13 protein-coding genes and 1 tRNA gene are annotated in these 20882 nt (G+C 68.9%); 6 read left to right on the forward strand and 8 right to left on the reverse strand.

Going from position 1 to position 20882, the window contains the following annotated elements:
• Positions 1–9: 9 nt before the first annotated feature.
• The gene (locus tag R2J76_RS19755) at positions 10–756 is read left to right on the forward strand and encodes an acyltransferase (protein WP_316413382.1); all 747 of its coding nucleotides are present in this window, start codon (positions 10–12) and stop codon (positions 754–756) included.
• Positions 757–784: 28 nt separating this feature from the next.
• Here R2J76_RS19755 and R2J76_RS19760 read toward each other — a convergent pair whose 3' ends face one another.
• From R2J76_RS19760 to R2J76_RS19770, 3 genes are all read right to left on the reverse strand, one after another.
• Positions 785–3121, reverse strand: coding sequence for an ABC transporter permease (locus R2J76_RS19760; protein WP_316413383.1), 2337 nt, complete (start codon positions 3119–3121; stop codon positions 785–787).
• Between the two features lie 27 nt (positions 3122–3148).
• Positions 3149–5527 (reverse strand): ABC transporter permease, encoded by a 2379-nt coding sequence (locus R2J76_RS19765; protein ID WP_316413384.1) that lies wholly within the window; start codon positions 5525–5527, stop codon positions 3149–3151.
• 198 nt (positions 5528–5725) lie between these two features.
• A tRNA-His gene (locus R2J76_RS19770) sits at positions 5726–5802 on the reverse strand.
• Between the two features lie 208 nt (positions 5803–6010).
• Between R2J76_RS19770 and R2J76_RS19775 the strand changes: the two genes are divergently transcribed.
• From R2J76_RS19775 to R2J76_RS19795, 5 genes are all read left to right on the forward strand, one after another.
• Positions 6011–7528, forward strand: coding sequence for a Do family serine endopeptidase (locus R2J76_RS19775; protein WP_316413385.1), 1518 nt, complete (start codon positions 6011–6013; stop codon positions 7526–7528).
• Positions 7529–7616: 88 nt separating this feature from the next.
• Positions 7617–9215, forward strand: coding sequence for a hypothetical protein (locus R2J76_RS19780; RefSeq protein WP_316413386.1), 1599 nt, complete (start codon positions 7617–7619; stop codon positions 9213–9215).
• A 2-nt stretch (positions 9216–9217) separates the two neighbouring features.
• Positions 9218–10507 carry a hemolysin family protein gene (locus R2J76_RS19785; RefSeq protein WP_316413387.1) on the forward strand — a complete coding sequence of 430 codons (1290 nt, stop codon included), beginning with the start codon at positions 9218–9220 and terminating at the stop codon, positions 10505–10507.
• A complete protein-coding gene (locus tag R2J76_RS19790) occupies positions 10497–11327 on the forward strand; it encodes an NTP transferase domain-containing protein (protein ID WP_316413388.1) in 831 nt (276 codons plus the stop codon). The genes R2J76_RS19785 and R2J76_RS19790 overlap by 11 nt, the downstream gene beginning before the upstream one ends.
• Before the next feature lie 9 nt (positions 11328–11336).
• A complete protein-coding gene (locus R2J76_RS19795) occupies positions 11337–12335 on the forward strand; it encodes a phosphotransferase (protein ID WP_316413389.1) in 999 nt (332 codons plus the stop codon).
• Between the two features lie 235 nt (positions 12336–12570).
• Here the strand turns inward: R2J76_RS19795 and ltrA are convergent, their stop codons facing one another.
• The 5 genes from ltrA to R2J76_RS19820 form a co-directional block, all read right to left on the reverse strand.
• Entirely contained in the window at positions 12571–13851 is a 1281-nt protein-coding gene (gene ltrA, locus R2J76_RS19800; RefSeq protein WP_316411877.1) for a group II intron reverse transcriptase/maturase, read from the reverse strand.
• Between the two features lie 661 nt (positions 13852–14512).
• Positions 14513–15016, reverse strand: a complete 504-nt coding sequence (locus R2J76_RS19805) for a hypothetical protein (protein WP_316413391.1) — start codon at positions 15014–15016, stop codon at positions 14513–14515.
• A 17-nt stretch (positions 15017–15033) separates the two neighbouring features.
• On the reverse strand, positions 15034–16095 hold the full coding sequence (locus R2J76_RS19810; RefSeq protein WP_316413392.1) for a TlpA disulfide reductase family protein: 1062 nt from the start codon (positions 16093–16095) through the stop codon (positions 15034–15036).
• 161 nt (positions 16096–16256) lie between these two features.
• A complete protein-coding gene (locus R2J76_RS19815; protein ID WP_316413393.1) occupies positions 16257–17783 on the reverse strand; it encodes a HAMP domain-containing sensor histidine kinase in 1527 nt (508 codons plus the stop codon).
• 27 nt (positions 17784–17810) lie between these two features.
• Positions 17811–20738 carry a TonB-dependent receptor gene (locus tag R2J76_RS19820; RefSeq protein ID WP_316413394.1) on the reverse strand — a complete coding sequence of 976 codons (2928 nt, stop codon included), beginning with the start codon at positions 20736–20738 and terminating at the stop codon, positions 17811–17813.
• Positions 20739–20882 lie beyond the last annotated feature (144 nt).

Below are 20882 nucleotides of genomic sequence, written 5' to 3' on the forward strand. Positions count from 1 at the left end.
GGAGCCCCCATGGCAGAGCAGGTCTGGAAGCGCAGGATCCTCACCCCCCTGCAGTTCCTCCTCGCCCTGGCCCTCTTCGCCGAGGCGGCCCTCGTGCTGGGCCTTGCGGCCTTCCCCGCCATCAAGCTGGTGGTGTGGACCCAGGCCCTGCCCCTCGCCGGGAACCTCCACGTGCTGGCCCTGGGCATCGCCCTGGGCGGCGCCTACTTCGCCTTCGGGATCACCCTCATGGCCCTGCTGCCCATCGCGCGCTGGGTCACCTTCGCCCAGGGAACCCCCGCGGGCTCCTTCAGCTACGTCTCCTGGGAGGGCTGGCGCTGGGCCAGCTACAACGCCCTCACCCTCTTTCTGCGCTTCTCCTTCGTGAACTGGGTGCGGCTCACCCCCTTCCTGCCCTTGTACCACCGCCTCATGGGCATGCGGATCGGCGCCCGGGTCCAGATCAACACCGCGGTGGTGGCCGACCAGAACCTCATCTCCATCGGCGACGACACCATCATCGGCGGCGACGTGACCCTGGTGGCCCACGTGGCCGAGCGGGGCCGCCTCTACGCCGCCCCCGTGGTGATCGGCCGCAACGTCACCGTGGGGCTCATGGCCGTGATCTTCCCCGGGTGCGTCATCGGCGACGGCGCCGTCCTGGCGGCGGGGTCGGTGCTGTCCAAGGGGAGCCGGGTGGGCGCCGGGGAAATCTGGAGCGGCGTGCCGGCGCGGAAGGTGGGGCGCAGGCGCGCGGGGCGGGCGGAGCTCCGCTGAGGCACCGCGGGTCAACGCCCCGGTCGATTCACTCGCTTTGCAGGACGGCGCAGGGATCCAGGCGGAGCGCCCGCAGGGCTGGCACCAGGCACGCCACGAGCCCCACGGCGGCCAGTAGGATCGTGACGGCGCCCAGGGTCGCCGGATCCCCGGCGCCCACCCCATGGATCTGGGATTCGATGAAGCGCCCCAGGGCCAGGGACCCGGCGAGGCCGAGCCCGACTCCGGTCCCGATCCAGCGCAGCCCCTGCCCCAGCACCAGGGCCAGGATGTCCCGCACCGTGGCGCCCAGGGCCATGCGGATGCCCAGTTCCCGCCGGCGCAGGCCGGTGATGAAGCTGAGGACGGCATAGGTGCCCACCCCGGCCAGGAGCAGGGCCAGGGACGCGAAGGCGCCGAGCAGCACGCTGGCGGCGCGGGTGGTCCGGCGGTCCTGTTCCAGCAGGGAGGCCATGGAATTCACGGTGCCCAGGGGCAGTTCGGGGTCCTCCTCCCGCAGGGCCCGGCGCAGGGCCGGGGCCAGGGCGGCGGGGCCCTTGGCGACCAGCGCGAAGGTGCCCAGACTCTGGGAGGTGGGCCCGCCCAGGGTCAGGGGAAGGTAGATCTCGGGTTCGGGATCCCGGGCCAGGCCGTTGTGGCGGACGTCGCCGCATTCGCCCACCACGCGCAGCCAATGGCCGGCCTCCAGGGCGATGCGGCGACCCAGGGGGTCCCCTTCGCCGAAGTGCCTGCGGGCGAAGCGCCGGCTCACGACGGCACCGTCCGCCTCGCCCTGCTCCAGGTCCCGGCCCCGCAGGAGGGGGATGCCCATGGTCCGGAAATAGGCGGGTGAGATATGGTGCGCGATGGTGATGCGCCCTTCCTGGGCGGGCTGGCCCTCCACGTCGTACGAGGTGGTCCAGGTGGAACCTCCGAAGGGCAGCGTGTCGTTGACCGCCGCGGAGGTCACGCCGGGGCTCGCTTCGACCCGGGCCCGCAGCCGCTGGATGAAGGCGGCGCGCTCCGCGAGGGTGCCGTAGTTCCGCGCCGGCACCGTGAGCGTGGCCATGACGAGTTGGCCGGGCTGGAAGCCCGGGTCCAGGTTTCGCAGGTGGGCGAGGCTTCGCACCATGAGCCCGGCCCCCACCAGCAGCAGGGTCGTCAGGGCCACCTCGGCCGAAACCAGGACGCCCCGGAGGCGCGGGTGCGCCGCGGTCCGGGGCCCGGGCGCGAGACCCAGGACGAGGGCGGTGGCCAGGGACAGCAGAAGGGTGAACCCAAACATGCGCAGGTCCCAGCCGGAGCGTTCCAGGTGGGCCGGCAGGGACAGAAGTCGCACCAGGCCCGTGGCCGCGGCCTGGGCCGGCACCCACCCCGCGAGGCCCCCCAGGAGCCCCAGCAGGAGGCTTTCGGTGAGGGCCTGGCTGCCCAGGTCCCAGGGCGAAGCGCCCAGGGCCTTGCGGATGGCCGCGTCCCGTTCCCGCCGGGCCTTGCGGGCCAGCATGAGGTTCAGGAGGTTGGCGCAGGCCGCGAGCAGAACGAACCCGGCGGCCCCCAGGAGGAAGAGGAGGGTGGGCCGGGCGTTCCGCACCAGTTCGTCCCGCAGGGGCGTCACCCGGACGGAGCGGTGGGCATTGGAGGCGGGGTGGGCGGCGGCGAGGGAGGCGGCGACGCGGGCCATCTCGGCCCTGGCTCTGGCCAGGTCGATTCCGGGCCCCATCCGCCCGGCCACGCCCAGGAAGTGCCAGCCGCGCCGCTCCCTTTCCTTGGCCGTGAAGGCAGCGGGAAGAATCACGTCCAGCCGGTTCCCCAGGAATTCGAACCGGAAGCCCTGGGGCATCACCCCCACGACCTGGGTCTCCACCCCGTCCAGGGTGACGCTCCGTCCCACCACGGAAGGGTCCCCTCCGAACTGGCGCATCCAGAAGGGGTGCGAGAGGATCACCACCTGCGGCCCCCCGGCGGCGTCCTCCTCCGGGAGGAAACCCCGGCCCAGGGCCGGCGGCACCCCCAGGACCTGGAACAGGGTCCAGGTGGCCCGGAGCCCGTAGGCCCGCACCGGCTCGGCGCCTCCGGTGACGTTCACGGCCGTGTTGCACACCGCCGCGAGGGAATCGAAGCCCCGGGCCTCCCGCTGCCAATCCGCGAAATTCGCGGGGGAGACGGACGCGATGGAGCCGTCGCTGGCGTGGGTCTCCCACATCGACACGAGACGACCGGCGTGGGGGTAGTCCAGGGGCCGCAGCAGGGCCCGGTCCACCAGGGCGAAGATGGCGGCGTTGGCCCCGATGCCCAGGGCCAGGATCAGGACGGCCATGGCCGTGAACGCGGGGGTGCCCGCCAGGGAGCGGAGGGCCCATTTCAGGTTGAAGGCAAGACGGTTCATTCCGGGGGTCCAGTCACAAGGATGCCGTCAGTCCTGCCGCAGGGCTTGCGCGGGATCCACCCGTGCGGCGCGGAGGGCGGGCAGGACGCAGGCCAGGAGCGCGGTGGGGACGAGGATGGCCAGGACCCCCAGATGGATGGCGGGGCTCGCGGCGCCCAGGTCGAAGAGGAGGGGTCCCAGGACCCTGCCGGCTTGCCACCCGCACAGGGACCCGGCGGCAAGGCCGAACCCCACCATTCCGGCGGCGCCCGCGAGGATGCCCCCCACCACCCGGCTCCGGGTCGCGCCCAGGGACAGGCGGATGCCGATCTCCCGCCGCCGCTGGAGCGTGATCTGGGCCAGCACGCCGTAGAGGCCCACGCCGGAAAGCACCAGGGCCAGGAGTCCGAAGAGCGTGAAGAGGATGCCGGCCATGGCCTGCACGGACATGCTCTCCTTGAGCGCCTCGCCCAGGGGCCGGGGCTCGGGCATCGCCAGGCCGGGATCCAGGGACCGGATGGCGGCCTTCACCTGGGGGCCGTACCGGGCGGGATCCCCCTGCACCTTCACGACCACCACGGGGCCGCCGAAGAGCTCGTTGAATTCCGCCGGCAGGTAGACCTGCGGATCCTCCGTCTTGTCCAGGCGGTTCTCGGCGGTGTCCCCCACCACGCCGGCCACCCGCAGGGACTTGGCGAAGCCCGAATGCACGGTGCGGCCCACGGCGTCCTGGCCGGGCCAGAGCTTTTCCGCGAGGCGCCTGCTGATCATGCAGCAGCCCGGATCCGCGGGAGGAAAGACCCCGCCCGCGAGCAGGGGGATGCCCATGGCCTTGAAATAGCCGGCGGTCACCACGTGGGTGCGCACGTAGGTCTCCGTCCCGGGGGGCCGCCCCGGCACCGCGCTGACGTCGCCGCCGTTGGTGGCCTTCACGAAGGGGAGGGTATCGTTGACCCCCGTCTCCGCCACGCCGGGAAGGGCCGCCAGGGCGGGTTCCAGGCGCTCCAGGAACGCGCGCTGCGCCGGCAGGTCATACCGGGCCGGAGGCAGGGGGACGCTCACCGCGAGCACCGGCCCCGGCTCGAAACCGGGATGCACCCGCTGGAGGTTCACGAGGCTCTGGATGAGGAGGCCGGCCCCGGTCAGGAGCACCACGGACAGGGCGACTTCCGCCACCACCAGGCCCTTGAGCACGCGCCAGTGGCCGCGGGAGTGGCTGGCCCCGTACCCGGCCCTGAGCACCTCCACCAGGCGCGGACCCCGGGCAAGGAACCAGGACAGGAAGGCCAGGGCGAGCCCGGTGGCCAGGACCAGCCCCAGGGCCGCCGCCATCAGCGCCGGGTACACCGCGGCGGCGGGCACGGGGAGGAGGTCCGCCAGCAGCCACCGGAGGCCGCCCTGGATGAAGAAGCTCAGCACGATTCCCGCCGCGCCGCCTGCCGCCGCGAGCATCAGGCTTTCGATCAGGAAGAGCCGCCCCATGCGGCCCCGCCCCGCGCCCAGGGCCTGCCGGATGGCGAGGTCCCTGCCCCGGGCCAGGTCGCGCACCAGTTGGAGGCCCGCCACGTCGAAGCAGGTGATGAGCAGCACCAGCGCCACCGCCCCCTGCAGGAGGAGCAGCACCCGCCGGTAGTTCGCCACCGTCTTCTCCAGGAGGCTGGTGACGCGCAGATCGAACCGGGGGTTCTGCCTGCGGGCCTCCATGCCGTCGGCGGCCACCCGCGCCTGGGCCTGGACCTGGGCCAGGGGGATCCCGGGGTTCAGCCGGCCCACGGCAAGGAAGGTCCCCATGCCCGGAGACCTACGCCCGAAGGGGGAGGCTTCCGGCACGAAGACCTGGGAGCCCGAGATCCGCTGATGGAACCGGAAGTCGGCCGGAAGCACGCCCACCACCTGCACCGCCTGCCCATCCAGGTCCAGGGTGCGGCCCAGCACGCCGGGATCGCCGCCCAGCTTCTCCATCCAGAAATCGTGCCGGAGCACCCCCACCGAGGCGGGCAGCCCCTCCTCGTCGGCGCGGAAGGCCACCCGCCCCAGGGCGGGCCGGACGCCCAGGACCTCGAAGAAGCCCGCCGTGACCATCCCCACGTCCACCCGGACCGGCTCGGCCAGCCCGGTCAGGGTTCGGGTCCGGGCCGTGCAGGCCGCCAGGGCCTTGAAGCCGCCGGCGCGGGCCCGGAGCTCCTCGAAATCGGGCATGGTCATGGGCCCGATCTCCCCGGTCTGCCGATCCGCGGGATCCACCTCCACCAGCCGGCCGCTGTCCGGGAAGGGCAGAGGCCGCAGGATGAGCCGGTCCACGTGGGAGAGGACCGCCAGGTTGGCGCCGATGCCCAGCGCCAGGCACGCGGACGCCGTGACCAGGAAGCCCGGAGCCCGGAACAGGCTCCGGGCCGCCTGGCGGACATCGATGAGAAGACCGGTCATGGCGATGCTCCTGGGGATGAATTCCCGAGAAGCAAAAGGAAGGCCAAAACGAAACATCAATTTCCCCAGCACCTTGGCCCCCGGGCGCCGGGAGCCCCGTCCCGATCGTGGGATCCCGCGTCCCATCCCCGGGCCGCCGGCCCCGCCCCGCCCCCAGGGAAAAGCCCCGGGGAGGGAGGCTCCACGGGGCTCACGGTCTGGGGCGGATGATGGGACTTGAACCCACGACACCTGGAATCACAATCCAGTACTCTAACCAACTGAGCTACATCCGCCGTTGGATCTATCAGAATATCCGCAAGGCGGCCTTCTGGGAAGCGGCATCTGGCATCCCGGCGGCGGCGGGCTAAACCGGGTTCTTTTTTCATCGTCTATACTAGACGGCGTATGGGCTTCGCGCTGCGGAACTTATTGATCTTTCACATCATCTAGGATCCAGACTCACCACCCGGCCCGGGCAGGGCACTTTCTCGAGGGAAGACTATGAAACGCCAGATCAAGCAACTCTTCATGCTCTCCGCCTTCGCGGGCGTTTGCATGGCCGTGGGGATGGGACTCAGCTACCGCTGGGTGGCCAGGGCCCAGGAGGAGCAACCGGTCACCGTCGACGCCAAGGGCCTCGACCGCCTTCCGCCCATCGCCGAGGTGGCCGAGAAGCTCAACCCGACCGTGGTGGCCATCACCAACACCAGCTTCGTGAAGAACCGCGGCCGCTTCGAGGGCGAGTCCCCCAACGGCGACGACTTCTTCAACTGGTTCTTCGGGCCCCAGCGCCCGGGCACCCGCAGGCCCCAGGAGGAGGAGCAGCGGGTCCAGGCCGGGGGCAGCGGCGTCGTCATCTCCCCCGACGGCAAGATCCTCACCAACAACCACGTCATCGACGGCGTGCGGGGCGGGGAATCCACCATCGAAGTGAAGATGGCCGACGGCCGAACCTTCAAGGCCACGATCCTGGGCAAGGACAAGGAACTGGACATCGCCCTCATCAAGGTGGACGCCAAGCACCTGCCCTACGCCAAGCTGGGCGACAGCGACGCCATGCGCATCGGCGAATGGGTGGTGGCCATCGGCAACCCCCTGGGCCTGGAGCACACCGTCACCCAGGGCATCGTTTCCGCCAAGGGCCGCCAGCTCACCGGGCCCGGCCTCGAATCCTTCATCCAGACCGACGCCGCCATCAACCGGGGCAACTCCGGCGGCCCCCTGCTCAACCTCCGGGGCGAGGTCATCGGCATCAACACCGCCATCCGCCCCGACGGCCAGAACATCGGCTTCGCGGTGCCCGTGAACATGATCAAGCGGGTCATCGCCGATCTGGAGAGCGGCAAGCCCGTGAGCCGCGGCTACCTGGGCGTGGCCACCCGCAACCTGGACAACGAATTCCAGTCCTCCCTGGGCATCAAGGAAGGCGCGGTGGTCTCCAGCGTGGACCGGGGCACCCCCGCGGACAAGGCCGGCATCCAGCGCCTGGACGTCATCACCGCCGTGGACGGCCAGAAGGTGCGCAGCGGCGACCAGCTGGTGGCCGCCATCGCGGGCCGCAGGGCCGGCGAGTCCGTCTCCGTCACCGTGTGGCGCGACGGGAAGTTCAAGGACATCAAGGTGGTCCTGGGCGACCGCCGGGAACTGCAGAAGGGCGACGCCCAGGAGGGCGATGACGAGGATTCCGCCCCCCGCACCGACCCGGAGAACCCCAAGCAGATGAACCTGGAAAAGACCTACGGGTTCACCGTGGAGGGCCTCTCCGCCGCCAACCGGCACCAGTTCGGCGTCCCCGCGGACGTCAAGGGCGTGGTCATCACCTTCGTGGCGGCCCGGTCCGGCGCGGCGGAAAAGGGCCTCCAGGCCGGCCTGATCATCACCGCCGTGGGCCCCAAGGACATCGACGGGCTCCAGTCCTTCCAGGAGGAAGTGAAGAAGGCCGGGACCAAGAAGCCCCTGCTCCTCCTGGTGCGTCCCCCCCGGGGCGCCTCGTTCACCATGGCCATCCCGCCCCGCTAGGGAGGGGGAAGCGAAGAGGCTGCCGGGGAATCTTCCCCGGCAGCTTTTTTTCTGGGTTATCTTATAAGTCCATTTGCAAGGATCGAATATGGGCAAGCGTCTCCTCGTCGTGGACAGCGATCGGAGATTCATCCAGGATCACAAATCCCCGCTGGAATCCGCCTTCGAAGTCGATTTCCTCTACACCACGGAGGGGGCGCTCACGCGCCTGGAGAGCGGGCAGTACGGCGGGATCCTCCTGTGCGTGGAGACTTCGGAAAACAAGGGATACGCCCTGTGTTCGGCCATTCGCCGGGCCCCGGGGCTGGGGGACCTGAAGATCGCCCTCATCAGCGCCAAGGCCTCCGAGGAGGAGTACGCCCGCCACCGCGGCACCAAGGGCAAGGCCGACCTGTACCTGCACAAGCCCATCAACACCACGGTCCTCATCCCCTCCCTGGCCGAACTGGTGCCCCTGAAGGAGGACGACCCGGACAACCCCCTGGGCGACCTGGCCGGGGCCGACCTGGGCGACGAGTGGCTGGAGAGCCTGCGCACGGAGCTGGAGAGCGACCCCATTCCCCCGCCCCGGGCCCTGGCGCCCAGCCCCGGCTGGGCCGCGGAACCCCCCGCGGCGCCGGAAAAGCCCGTGCGAAACCAGGGGGAGATCGAACTCCTGGAATGGCGGGTCAAGGACCTGGAGCTCAAGCTCTCCGCCCAGCACGACGAACTGGACCGCAAGACCCGGGAGATCGAGGAGCTCATCCAGCGCAACGCCGCCGTCACCCGGAACCTGGACGAGATCCAGCACACGCAGGGCGCCGCCGAGGACAGCCTCCGGGGCGATCTGCAGGACGCCCTGGACGAGCAGAAGCGCCTGGTGGACCAGCTGGACCTGGTCAACGCCCTCCTGGCCGAGAAGTCCCAGCAGAACGCCGAGTTCCTGGAAACCCACCAGCTGCTCCAGGCCCAGCTGGAGGAGGCCTGGGAGACCGGAACCCGGGCCAAGGCGCTGGAAACCTCCCTGGCGGAAACCCAGGAGGCCCTGCGCACCCGCGAGGCCCAGGCGGTGCTTTCCGAGCAGCACAGTTCGGACCTCCTCATGGAGCTCGAAGGCGTGCGCGCCGACGGGGCCGTGAAGCAGGCCCGCATCCAGGAGCTGGAAGGCTCCCAGGGCCGCCTGGCCGAACTGGAGGCTGAACTGGCCTCCCTCAAGGAGCAGGCCGCCTTCCAGGAAACGACCCTGCGCGACCTCGCCGGGGAGCGGACCCGGCTCCAGGCGGAGTGCGCCGCCAAGGACGACGAGCTCACGGAGCAGGCCGGGGAGATCTTCGTCCTCCAGGAGAAGCTCAGCCTCCAGGAAACCGCCTGCCGGGACCTGGCCGAGGAACGGGACACCCTGGGGGGGCTGCGGGAGCAGCTGGAACGCACCGCCAACGATCTCCAGGCCCGCCTGGACACCGCCGAGGCGGCGGGGGAGAGCCAGCGCCGGGAATTCCTGGCGGGAATCGAGGAGCGGGAGGCCAACCTGGGCCGGCTCCATGCCGACGTTGAAGCGGGCCAGGAACGGATCAATCAACTGAACCGCGAGAAGGCCGAGCTTTCCGCCGCCCTCCAGGGCCGGCAGGATCGCCTGGACACCCTGGGCGCCGCCCTCGCGGAGCTCGAGGACAAGGCCCGCCAGGCCCTGGACCTGGCCAAGGGCTGAACGTGCACACCAGCGCCCTGATCGCCACCCCGGCGCTCATTCTCGCCACGGGGTTCTTCGTATGCGCCGAATTCGCGGCGGTGCGGGTGCGGGGCACCCAGTTGGAGGCCCTCCTGGACGCCGACCCCCGGGCGGCCCAGGCCCTGGAGGTGCACCGCAACCTGGACCGCCACCTCTCCAGCATCCAGGTGGCCATCACGCTCCTGACCATCAGCCTCGGCGCGGTGGGCGAGGACATCTTCGTCAAGGGGTTCCAGGCGCTCTTCGGCGCGGTGCCATGGCCCCGCACGGGGCTCCTGCTGGGCTCGTTCATGGGCATCCTGGCGATCACCCTGCTCCAGGTGGTGCTGGCCGAACTGCTGCCCCGGGGCATCGCCCTGCGCTCCGCGGAAGCCTGGGCCCTGCGCACCGCGGGGCCCCTCCTCTTCTGGTCCCAGGCCATCTTCCCCGTGACCCGGACCCTGACGGGCATCACCCACGGGCTGGAACGGTTCCTGGGCATCCCCGCGGCCGTGGACCACGCCCCCACGGAGGAGGAGTTCCGGCGCATGCTCACCAAGAGCGAGCTGGAAACCTCCCGCAAGGACCTCATCGAGAATCTCTTCGATTTCTCCAAGCGCACCGTCAAGGAGGTCGCGGTGCCCCGGGCGCAGGTGGTCTACTTCGACCTTCAGCGCACCTTCGAGGAGAACCTGGCCCTGGCCCGGAGCTGCACCAACACGCGCCTTCCGCTGGTGGACGGGGACCTGGACCACGTGGTGGGCGTCATCCACCTGCGCGACCTGCTGTGGGCCCTCAACGACCAGGGCCCGGAGGTGGATCTCCGGAGCCTGGCGCGGGCGGCCTTCCTGGTGCCGGAGATGCGCCTCATCCAGGACCTGCTCCTGGACTTCCAGAAGCAGAAGCAGCACCTGGCCCTGGTGGTGAACGAGCACGGCGGCGTGGACGGCCTGGTGACCCTGGAGGACGTGCTGGAGGAGCTTGTGGGCGAGATCCAGGACGAATTCGACCGGGAGGTGATCGACCTCCGCCGCACCCGGGGCGGGGCCTGGCTGGCCCAGGGCACCGTCAGCCTGGAGGCCCTGGAGGACCACCTGGGGCTCCACCTGGAGGTGGAGAAGGGGTCCGTGAGCCTGGGGGGCCTCTTCCAGGAGCGGCTGGGGCGGATCCTGCGCGCCGGCGACGAGCTGCGCATCCACGGCTGGCGGATCCGCGTGCTGGAGATGCGGGGCATGGCCCCCCGGAAGTTCCTCCTGAAACCCGTGGCCACCGGGGAGCCCCTTGACGATTGACGGGTTCATCCTGGCGGCGGGGCTGGGCACGCGAATGGGGCCCCTGTCCCGGGCCCTGCCCAAGCCGGCCTGGCCCTTCAACGGCCGCCCGCTCATCGCCCTGGCGGCTGACGGCCTGCGCCGGGCGGGGATCCGCCATCTGGCCTGCAATGCCCACGTGCTCCCGGACCGCATCCGGGAGGCCACCCGGGACACGGGCATCGAGGTGTGCCCGGAGCCCGTCCTGCTGGGCACCGCCGGGGGCCTGCGCCACGTGCGGGACCGGGCCGCGGACGAACTGGCGGTGTGGAACGGGGATATCCTGGCCGATCCCCCCTGGGAGGCCTTCCGGGAGCGCCACCGGGCCCTGGGCTCGGACCTCAGCTGGCTGCTCATCCCCCACCCGGGGGGCCCCTGGAATCCCGTGTGGCTCAGCCCGGAGGGCCGCATCCTCCCCCCCGGGCGCACCGGGGACGGACCCTACCACTTCGTGGGCCCCGCCTTCTGGAGCCGCCGGGCCCTGGCCCTCCTGCCCGACGAGGGCCCCGCGGACGTGAAGACCCAGGTCCTGGCCCGCCTGGACCGGGCCTTCGGGGTGGTGGTGGACCCCTTCCCCTTTTACGAGATCGGCTCCCCGGACCAGCTCATCGAGGCCGCAGCCCGGGTGGCCCCCGGGGCCGAGGGCCGTATTCCCGGCTGCTACGTCCATCCGGAGGCCAGCCCGGTTGGATCCCTTCGCCGCTGCGTCCTGGGCCCGGGGGCCCGGCTCCACCCCGCCTTCCGGGACCAGGATGCGTTCTGGTTCCAGGAAGGGGGACACCTGGTGCGCCTCGCGCTATAGACTGTATCGATGAAAACTCAACTCCAGTCCGTCCTCGATCGCTGGGGATGCAGGAACCCGGTCCTCCTGGCCGGGGACGCCGGCCTGCGCCAGTACTTCCGCGTGGACCACCCCCACCTGGGCAGCGCCCTGGTGGTCCTCTACCCCCCCGCGGACCCCGGCGGCACCGAGGATTCCTACTTCGAGTACCGCGCCCTCCAGGCCTACCTGGATCCGGTGGTGCGCGTGGCCACCATCATCCAGTTCGACGACGAGCTGCGCGCCATGCTCGTGGAGGACCTGGGCCCCGCCACCCTGGAGACCCGCCTCATCGCCCACCCCGAGGAGGAGCGGCGCTGGGCCCGGGAGGTGGGAGGCCTCCTCGCCACCTGGCTGGGCCTGCTCACCGAGGGCGCCCCGCCCCGGGCCTTCTTCATGCTGCGCCGCTTCGACCACGCCAAGTTCCAGTTCGAGTGGGAGTTCTGCAAGAAGAACTTCTTCGCGGACTTCCTGGGCAAGGACGCCCCCATGTGGCTGGACCGCATGATGGAGGACGTGCACAACGGCCTGGAGTCCCGAACCCACTCCCTGTCCCACCGGGACTTCCACGTGCGCAACCTCATGGTGCACGGCGACCGCCTCGTGACCCTGGATTTCCAGGATGCCCGCAAGGGCGCGGCCACCTACGACCTGGCCTCCATCCTCTTCGACGGGTACTGGGACTGGTCCGAGGAGGCCCGCGCCATCCTGGTCCACAGCGTGGAGGAGGAACTGGGCTGGAGCGAGACCCTCCTCTGGGAGGAGCTCAACCTCAGCGCCATCCAGCGCAACCTCAAGACCCTGGGCACCTTTGGCAACCAGGTGGTGCACCGCGGCAAGCCCCACTTCGCCCCCGCCATCCCCCGCACCATCCGCCACCTCCTGGGCCACTTCCAGCGCATCCACCACGGCGAGGGCGTCCTGGCCGCGGAGCACTGGCTGCGGCTGGCGGAAAAGCGGCTGCTGAAGACGGCGGGGGATATCGACTAGGAGCCGGGGTTGATCTCGGTGATCTGACTCCAGCCTTGACCCGGCGTTCTTTATCCTGCTCTTCCCCCTGGATCCAGTTCATCCCGGTTCCCGCAGGGCCAGCTGCGGTGTGGGTCGGCGCGCGTTGATCCGCATGCGCCGGCCCATCCCGGCCTTGGCCCTGCGGGAACGGGTCGAGTAGCGCGGGGGAACTGCCCCCCCGCGCCCTCACGGATCCGGACGTGAGACTCTCACCTCATCCGGCTCGTCCTGCCCAGCCTCCAGGTCGTATTCCCAGGGTCCAGTGGTAGAACAGCCCTTCTTGCCGCTGGTGGGCAATGTCGCCCAACCAACGAAAGGCTGCCGTCCAGTCCCGGTGGAACCGCTTGTATTTCCGTTTGGCCCAGCGGGCCAGGACCAGATTCAGGTAGTCGAGAAGTTCCAGGCACTCCGAGCGGTGGAACCGCCCATAGTAGTTGACCCATCCCCTGACGATGGGATTGATGAACGAGGCAAGCTCGCTCAGGGTCTTGGTGTTCATCTTCGTCGTCAGTTTCCACTCCCGGATGGCTTCCCGAGCGGCCTTCTTCGCCTTGTCGCTCATGGCCGGATTGAAGCCCACAAAGAGCTTTCCGTCCCGGGTCTTCACCGACCGCCCCCGAAAGGTGTAGCTCAGGAAGTCGAAGGCCGTGTGGTCATGGTCCCCCGGGCGCGAATCGTCCTTACAGTAGACGATCTTCGTTTTCTCCGGGTGGAGTTCCAGCCCCTTGTCCTTCAATCGCCTGCGCACCCCTTCCAGGACGTATTTGGCCTGGGCCAGGCTCACGCAATGGATCACCGCATCGTCGGCATACCGCTCGAACGGGACGTTCGGAAAGACCCGCCCCATCCAGGCATCGAACGCATAGTGCATGAACAGGTTGGCCAGCAATGGGCTGATCACCCCGCCCTGCGGCGTTCCCGCCGTCCGTTCCTGCAGGGTTCCGTCCTCCCGTTGGGCCGGGGCCTTGAGCCACCGTTCCACGTACAGGGGGATCCACTTCAGGGCCGAATCCGACTCGGTATGGTGCCGAACCGCCTTGAGGATCAGGTCATGCGGCAGGTTATCAAAGAATCCTTTGATATCCAGATCGATGACCCAGTCCAGGCGCCAGCAGCGCTCCCTTGCCTTTGCTACGGCATCCAGTGCCGAACGACCCGGCCGATAGCCGTAGGAGTCCTCGTGGAACATGGGTTCCACCAAAGGCTCCAATACCTGCTTGGCTACCATCTGGGCCACTCGGTCCGCCACGGTCGGAATGCCCAAGGGTCTCGTCCGGCCGTCCTTTTTGGGAATCTCCACCCGCTTCACCGGCGGCGGGAAGTAGCTGCCCGACGACATCCGATTCCAGATCTTGTAGAGGTTGCCCTCCAGATCCTTGTCAAACATCGACAGGGTTTCTCCATCCACGCCCCCTGCTCCCCGGTTGGCCCGGACCAGACGCCATGCCTCGGCGACCTGTTCCCTGGAAATGCTGTAAGGCTTCGCTTCAGACACGTGCTCTTCCCCCGGAGGGTTGACCCGCATTTGAAGCCGGACAGGCCGGTCCCTTGGCTCCACCCGCATTACCGGGCATCGTCGCTACTACGGACCGGTCCGCCCCGGCGCCCCGCTTCGGTACTCTCGCCCTACGGGGGACTACCCCTCGGACTTCTCCCTTGGCATCGGGACGCTCGGTTCCCACGTTCCACACAAGAGCCTGGACAGGGCTCGCGCCGCTTCTACGCCGGCCACCGCCCGGACCGTAAGCAGGTCCCTTCCGGGCTTGGTCCCAGGACTTCATCCGGAGCCTGGTTTCGATGGCTTTTGATCTCTTTCGACGCCTCATCAGCGGTTCACTTTTGTTCGCCTTCCCTGTCCCTACCTGACGGGGGTTCCCCCGCCTTTTCCGGGTCCGCTCACCACCTGGGGTGTCACCCCCACGCAGCGCCCGGTGGTTTGGGATCTGGCCCTGCAGCCCGACCCCGGGGGGCCTACCCCCATCTCTCATGCAGCACAGCTGCTATCTCTCAGGTTGTTTTATTTGGACCTCCTGGGAGATGAAGCGCCTTTCGTGGCGCACGGATGAACGCCGATGGATGGGATGAACGGGGATCGCCTCAACCTGGAACTGCCCCTTCATCACGGCTTCAAGGCAGCTGGGGTCTGCCGACCCACCCTAGGCTTCCGCGCCGATTCCGTGGGTGATGCTCTGGTGGCTGAACGCGGCCCAGGCCAGTTCCCGGAAGCGCTCCGTGTGGCCCCAGTCCACGCCGTCCTTCCAGAGCTTGTAGTGGATGAGCTCGTGTTCGAGGATCCGCTGGACGATCTCTTCGGGGTTGCGGCAGTTGATGCCGCACACCTGCTGGGGCCAGGGCCAGTCCCGGCGGCGCAGGAGGGGGATGGAGAGGCGGATCTCGGGGCGCCAGACGCCGCGGCGGTCCTTTTCCACCACGAAGAGGCCGGCGCAGCGGTTCATGCGGGGGGACCAGAGGATCGGACAGGGGGGCAGGTCCCAGCCGGCCTGCCGGAGGATGGCGGCGGCCTGCTGGCGCAGGGTGCCGGCCCGGGGGGGCAGATCCGCGGGCCTCAGGGGAGCCGCGAAATCCTGGGCGTCCATGGGGATGCCCAGGATCTCCGGCGGAGGGGTCGGGAGGGGGGGTGGGCTGGTGGGGTCCTTCACCCTTCCATTCTGGGACCCTACTGGATCTCCTTCAACTTCGCCAGGTTCTTGCGGATCAGCTTGAGGTTGGCGGGGGTGGCGTGGGGGTCCTTCTCCGCCGCGGCGAGGGCCTCCTCGCAGAAGGCCAGGGCCTCCTTGGGGGCGCCGGAATGGGCGTACAGCTCGGCCTTCATGGCGGTGAACATGTAGTTGCCGAGGCCGCGGGTCTCGACCTCCTTGGCGATGCTCTTGCCGAATTCGTAGGCGGCCGGGGAGAGGTCGGTCTCCACGGCGAAGACGGCCATCATCATGTAGTAGGCGCCCTGCTCGTGGTTGGATTCCTCGAGGATGCCCCGGGACACCTTGATGCCGCGGTCCAGGTCGGCGTGGTACAGGGCCACCAGGTGCTGGTAGGCCAGGGAGTACTTCAGCTTCGGGCGCTTCTCCATGGCGGCTTCGATGACCTTGACGGCCCGGGGGTAGTCCTTGGCGGCCATGGCCACGCCGATGGGCCGGGTGATCTCCATTTCCGTCTCGCGGCGGGCGCGGGCGGAAGCGATGTCGTAGCTGCCGGCGAGCACCTCGTCCAGGGCGGCCTTCATGGCCTCGGGGTGGCCGATCCAGGCCACGCGGCCCTCCCGGTCCACCAGGAAGGAGCAGGGGATGCCGTTCTCCCCGGCGGCCTTCATCCAGCCGTTGGCGATGGCGGCGTCGGGGCCGTCGGCGGCGACCCGGTAGCCCATCCTCGCGCCCTGGGCCTTCACGAAGGCCTTGACCCGGGGCAGCGTGTTGCCGCCGCCCTCCTTCTGGCTCTCCCAGATGTTGATGCCCAGCACCGTGGCCTTGCCCTTGTAGGCCTTGGCCAGGCTGGTGAGGTGGGGGATGTTCTCCTTGCAGGGGCCGCACCAGGTGGCCCAGAACTCCACCACGTACACCTGGCCCTTCTGGAAGGCCTTCACGGGCGTTCCCTTGATCCAGGCGGCGGAGGCGATGGAGGGGGCGGGATCGCCGATCCGCAGATCGGCGGGATCGGCCGCGGCGAGGCTGCCGGCGAGGGCCGCCATGCCGCAGAGGAGGAGGTTCTTGAGGATGCGTTTCATGCCTTGCTCCATGGATGGATGAACAGGTGCGCGGACACCGGGGCCCAGGCCCAGGATCGCCCGGGGCGAGGGGCTCGCCCAGTCAAGTCCGGAAAAGAAAGTGCAGAGTTATACCGGGTGCTTTGATGGTGTGCGGATGCCCGTGGGGAGCGGGTTTCCGGTCAGGCGGGAATCTCCAGGACCGCCGAGAAGCCTTCGCCCATGGAATCGAAACGGAGCCCCCACCCTTCGTGGGCCGCCATCTGGTTGAGGAGGAAGATCCCCACGCCCTGGCCCGCGCCGGCGTTGGGCGCCGCGCCGGCGAGGGCGCCCAGCTTGTGGGCGGGGATGCCGGGGCCCTCGTCGTGCACCTGGATCTCCACCAGGTTCCGGCGGCGCTGCACCCGGAGGCGCGTGGCGCCCGCGCCGTGGAGCAGGGCGTTCTCCAGGAGGGTGTTGAGGGCGGGCTGCAGGGCGTCCCCGGAAACCTGGAAGGCGACGTCCTCCACGTCGAGGCTCAGGGGCCTTCCTTCGCCTGCGAAGATGGGCTCCATCTGTTCCGCGAGCCGCTGGAAGAAGGCGGCGTCCACGGTCTGCAGCACCGGCTCCCGGCCTTCGGGCCTCACCCCTTCCAGGCCCGCTTCGATGATCTTCACGAGCTTGTCCACCTCGTCGCCGATGCGCGCCAGGAGGGAATCCTGCACCTCCTTGGACAACCCGGCGTTGCGCACGGTGTCGCAGCGGAGCTTCAGCACCGTGAGGGGGGTCTTGAGGCTGTGGGCGAGGAAGGCCAGCTGGTCGGCCCGGAGGCGGTCCCGCCGGCTGACGTACAGGTGGAGCAGACACCCCAGGCCCAGGAGCAGGACGAAGGCGGCGTGGACCGTCCAGGCCGTGCGGGTCCAGGTGCGCAGCTCGTGGGCCATGAGGGCGTCCTGGGCCGGGGTGGCCAGGATGCCCACGACCCAGGGGTCGCCGAAGGCGAGGCTGAGGTCCGGGAAAAGGGCGTAGAACGTGGGCTTGGTCACCGGGAGCAGCCAGCTCCGGCGGGGAAGACCGCCTGCTTCGGTGTTCTTGCGCCCCATGATGGGGTCCCGTCCGTAGCGCGTGAGCGCGAAGCGGAAGGGGGCCCTGTCGCCGGTCACGGATTTCAGGAACCGTTCCGTGGCCGGGGCGGAGGGGCGCCATACCTTGAATTCCCACCACCGCCCCGCGGCCAGGCCGAGCACGGCCTCGTCGGTGGCGCGGGGGTTGTCCTGGACCGGGGGGAGCCAGGTGGGGGCCCCGGAGGCCTGGGCCTCCCGGGCCCAGCGCAGGAGGCGCGCGGATTCCTCCCCGGCGGGGCGGAGGCGGCTCCCCTCCCGGATCCACACCTCGCCCTTGGCCGGATCCGCGACGGCGTGGAGGAGGCTGTCCTCCTCCAGCGCCTGTCGCAGTTCCGCCTCGTCGCCCCGGGTGAAGGCCGGGATGGGCAGGGCCTGGGTCCAGGCCTTGACGACGGCCTTGCCCCCTTCGTGGGCCAGGCCCTCCCAGGCCTGCGCGGCCACGCCCATGCGGTGGCTCGTGTACATGCCGGGGAGGAAGGCGCTCAGGACCGCCGCCAGGGCCCAGATCCCCAGCAGCACCGGCGGCGACAGGAGCTTCCCGTAGCCGCGCAGGGGCCGCCACCGCAAGCGGCGGGATCTGGGCCGGCAGACCTGGACCGAAGGCATGGACTCCATTCTAGCGGCGATCGGGGATCAGAACTTCATGCCCAGGATGACCTGGACCATGCGGGGGAAGGTGTTGCCCTGCCCCAGGCCGTAGGTGGGATTGGGATTGAAGACGTTGGTGGCCAGCGAACCATCGGGCGCGCTGGGGGCGTGCGGGAAGGTCATGCCCTGGCTGACGACGGTGCCGCTGGTGTCCCGGGTCATGTAGCGCACCCGGTTCAGGACGTTGATGATGTTGGCCTTCCCGTAGATCAGGGTCTTGCCCACGAGCTTGTGTTCGTATCCGGTCTGGAGGTCCAGGGTCCACACTTCGGGCTGGCGCAGGACGCCCATTTCGGGGAAGTAGCGGGTGTAGGAGGAAGCATAGCCCTGGTTCTGCAGGTCCAGGGTGGTCTGGGCGGTGCCCGAGCGGAAGGACACCGCCGTTCCGGACTTGTAGGTGCCCACCAGGCCCAGGTTCACGGTTCCGCGCCCCAGGACGATTCGGTAGTTGGCGTCGGCGTTGATCATCACGGGCACGTCCAGGCCAGGGGCGGGGCCCGTGGGGTTGAGCTGGCTGGTGGGGATGTTCCCGGTGCCGAAGTCGTTGGACTGGGAGGTGGCGCCGCCCAGGTTCACGCCGGCGTTCTCGAAAGTCCGGCTCCACGTGGCGTTGCCGCCCACGGTGAAGTCCTCCCCGATGCGCCGCCGGTAGGACATCTCCACGCCGTAGTAGTCCTGCTTGGCGTTGGGGTCGTTCTTGATGACGATCTTCGCGATCCCCGGGGCCATGCCGTTTCCGTAGCAGTAATCGTCCAGGAACTGGTCGTTCCACCGCCGGACGAAGGTGACCGAAAGATTCTGGACGGCGCTTGTGTAGGTGTAGCCGAAGGTCGCCTCCAGCGTCCGGGGGGCCTTGATGTTGGGATCCACGAAGACGTTGCGGTTCAGGAGGGGGTCGGTGACCTTGTTGGGGTTGGCGGCCCCGGTCCTGCCGGCCATGTTGCCCCAGGCTGCCCAGTTGACGGATCCATCGGCCAGAAGGGCATCCAGGCCATTGCCCTGGTTGGCCCCCCCCGTGCCCACGTACACGTACTCGCGGGTGATGGGCGCCGACGTCACGGTGGCCGTCCTCAGGTTGCCCTGGTTGATCATTCCGGAGTACTGGGCCAGGCCGCCACGGAACACATGGACCTTGTCGCCCTTGAGGTCGTAGCTCGCTCCCAGGCGGGGCGCCAGGCTCTGGAAGGAGTAGGTGATGTTCTCGGGGTTGTTGGCGCTCTTGTACGTGTCGAAGCGCAGGCCGAGGTTGAAGGACCAGTTGTCATTGACCTTCCACACATCGTTCACGTAGAGGCTGTTCACCTTCGTGTCGGCCTCGCCCGAGGTGGGGAAGTACTGGTACAGGGCGGTATCGGTGGCGTTGAACGCGGTGAGGCCGCGGTTGGCGAGGCTGATCGAGGTGGCTCCGGGCAGATAGTTCCGGAACACGATCTCATAGTTGGACGGCGTAGGGGAGGCCGCCCCGGTGCGGGTGAAATGGTAGAACTGGAGGCCGCCCTCCACGTCGTGCGTGCCCATGGCTTCCACCATCCAGGTCAGGTTGATTCCGCCGGTCTTGGTGTGGCTATCGTCCTGGTTGTCGGAGCCGTAGCCGTTGTCCAGGACATCGCTGGATTCCAGCTCCTTCCAGGTGGGCTTGATCTTGCCGCCGGTGGGACCGGTGCCGGTGCCGCCGCTCCTGGAATAGGCGTCGTTGAGCTTGACGTCCAGGGCCAGGGAGGACGTGAGCTGGGCGAGGTAACCCAGGGAGTGGTAGCCCTTCTTCGTCTTGGTGAGACCGCTGAGGGTTTCCAGGGTCGTCACGTTGCCGTTGGAAATGCCGTTCAGGTCCCTGGAATTGGATTCGTTCATTTCCGCCGACAGCCGGTGGCTGAGGCTCACCTGCCAGTCGATCTTGGCGTCCAGCAGGTAGGAATCCCGGACGATGGTGTAGGGCACCTCGGCGCCCATGGAGGGCTGGGTCTTGGACACGATGCGCGTCTCGGGACTGTTGGTCTGGTAGGCCACCGCGAAGAAGAGCTTGTCCTTGATGATGGGGCCCGTGAGGGTGTAGCTCTGGATGGTCTGGTGGTGATCGGCGACCGGGGACCAGGTGAGGGGGTAGTGGTAGAGGTTGGAGTAGTAGTAGGCCACCCCGGGCATGCGGTACTTGGAATTCCACTTGTCGTTGGTGATCTCGAAGCGGCTGGAGCCGGAGAATTCGTTGGTCCCGCTCTTGGTGGTGACGTTCAGCACGCCCCCGGTGAAGCGGCCGTACTTGGCGGAGACGCCGCTGGTGAGCACCTGCACCTGGTCGATGAAATCGTTGTTGAGAAGGACGATCTTGCCGCCGTAGTTGGCGTCGGAGGCGGCCACGCCGTCCACCACGTAGGTGTTGTTCTGGGCGTCGGTGCCGTGGATGGAGTCCATCACCGATCCCGGGGCCCGGAAGGTGGTGGCGTCCAGGCGGTTCGTGCCCATGTAGTAGATGGGCAGATCGCTGATCTCGGTCATGGTGAGCACCAGGCCGGTGGTGGCCTGGGCGGTGTCGATGGTCTCGAGGCCGCGGCTGTCCACCACCTCCACGGTGATGCCCTGGGCGCCGAGCTTGATGTCCATGCGGTTGGTCTGGTTGGCGACCACCGTCAGGGCCGAATCGAAGCCGGAGGTGCCGGGGGCGGAGACCTTGATGCGCACGCTGCCCGGGACCATCTGCCGGAAGATGAATTCGCCGCGGTTGTTGGTGCGCAGCTCCTGCACGCCGCGGGAGGTGAGGGCCTGCACCAGGGCGCCGTTGACGACCTTCCCGTCGGGACCTTTCACCGTTCCCATGATGTTGCCGACCGAGCTGCTCTGGCTGAAGAGCAGCCCCGATGACGCCACGAGCAGGGCGGCGATGCGCCCCGTTTCCCAGATTGAATGACGGTTGGTCATGTGCGGGCTCCCGGAAAGTGGTTGGAATGATTTTTGGCTTGTCTGATCCTTGCCTTCCGGGAAGGCCGGGTCCAGTTAAGGCAGACAAAAGAACATTCCATTTATTAGCCGGGCTCGATGCGTTCGTAACCTTAGTGCGAAAAC

Origin of the sequence: Mesoterricola silvestris (genome assembly GCF_030295405.1) — a bacterium.
In the GTDB taxonomy this organism is placed as follows: domain Bacteria; phylum Acidobacteriota; class Holophagae; order Holophagales; family Holophagaceae; genus Mesoterricola; species Mesoterricola silvestris.

Excerpts from the sequence above, each read along its gene's own strand:
- R2J76_RS19755 (WP_316413382.1), top strand. The coding sequence starts at position 10 with ATGGCAGAGCAGGTCTGGAAGCGCAGGATCCTCACCCCCCTGCAGTTC.
- R2J76_RS19760 (WP_316413383.1), bottom strand. The coding sequence starts at position 3,121 with ATGAACCGTCTTGCCTTCAACCTGAAATGGGCCCTCCGCTCCCTGGCG.
- R2J76_RS19765 (WP_316413384.1), bottom strand. The coding sequence starts at position 5,527 with ATGACCGGTCTTCTCATCGATGTCCGCCAGGCGGCCCGGAGCCTGTTC.
- R2J76_RS19775 (WP_316413385.1), top strand. The coding sequence starts at position 6,011 with ATGAAACGCCAGATCAAGCAACTCTTCATGCTCTCCGCCTTCGCGGGC.
- R2J76_RS19780 (WP_316413386.1), top strand. The coding sequence starts at position 7,617 with ATGGGCAAGCGTCTCCTCGTCGTGGACAGCGATCGGAGATTCATCCAG.
- R2J76_RS19795 (WP_316413389.1), top strand. The coding sequence starts at position 11,337 with ATGAAAACTCAACTCCAGTCCGTCCTCGATCGCTGGGGATGCAGGAAC.
- R2J76_RS19810 (WP_316413392.1), bottom strand. The coding sequence starts at position 16,095 with ATGAAACGCATCCTCAAGAACCTCCTCCTCTGCGGCATGGCGGCCCTC.
- R2J76_RS19815 (WP_316413393.1), bottom strand. The coding sequence starts at position 17,783 with ATGCCTTCGGTCCAGGTCTGCCGGCCCAGATCCCGCCGCTTGCGGTGG.
- R2J76_RS19820 (WP_316413394.1), bottom strand. The coding sequence starts at position 20,738 with ATGACCAACCGTCATTCAATCTGGGAAACGGGGCGCATCGCCGCCCTG.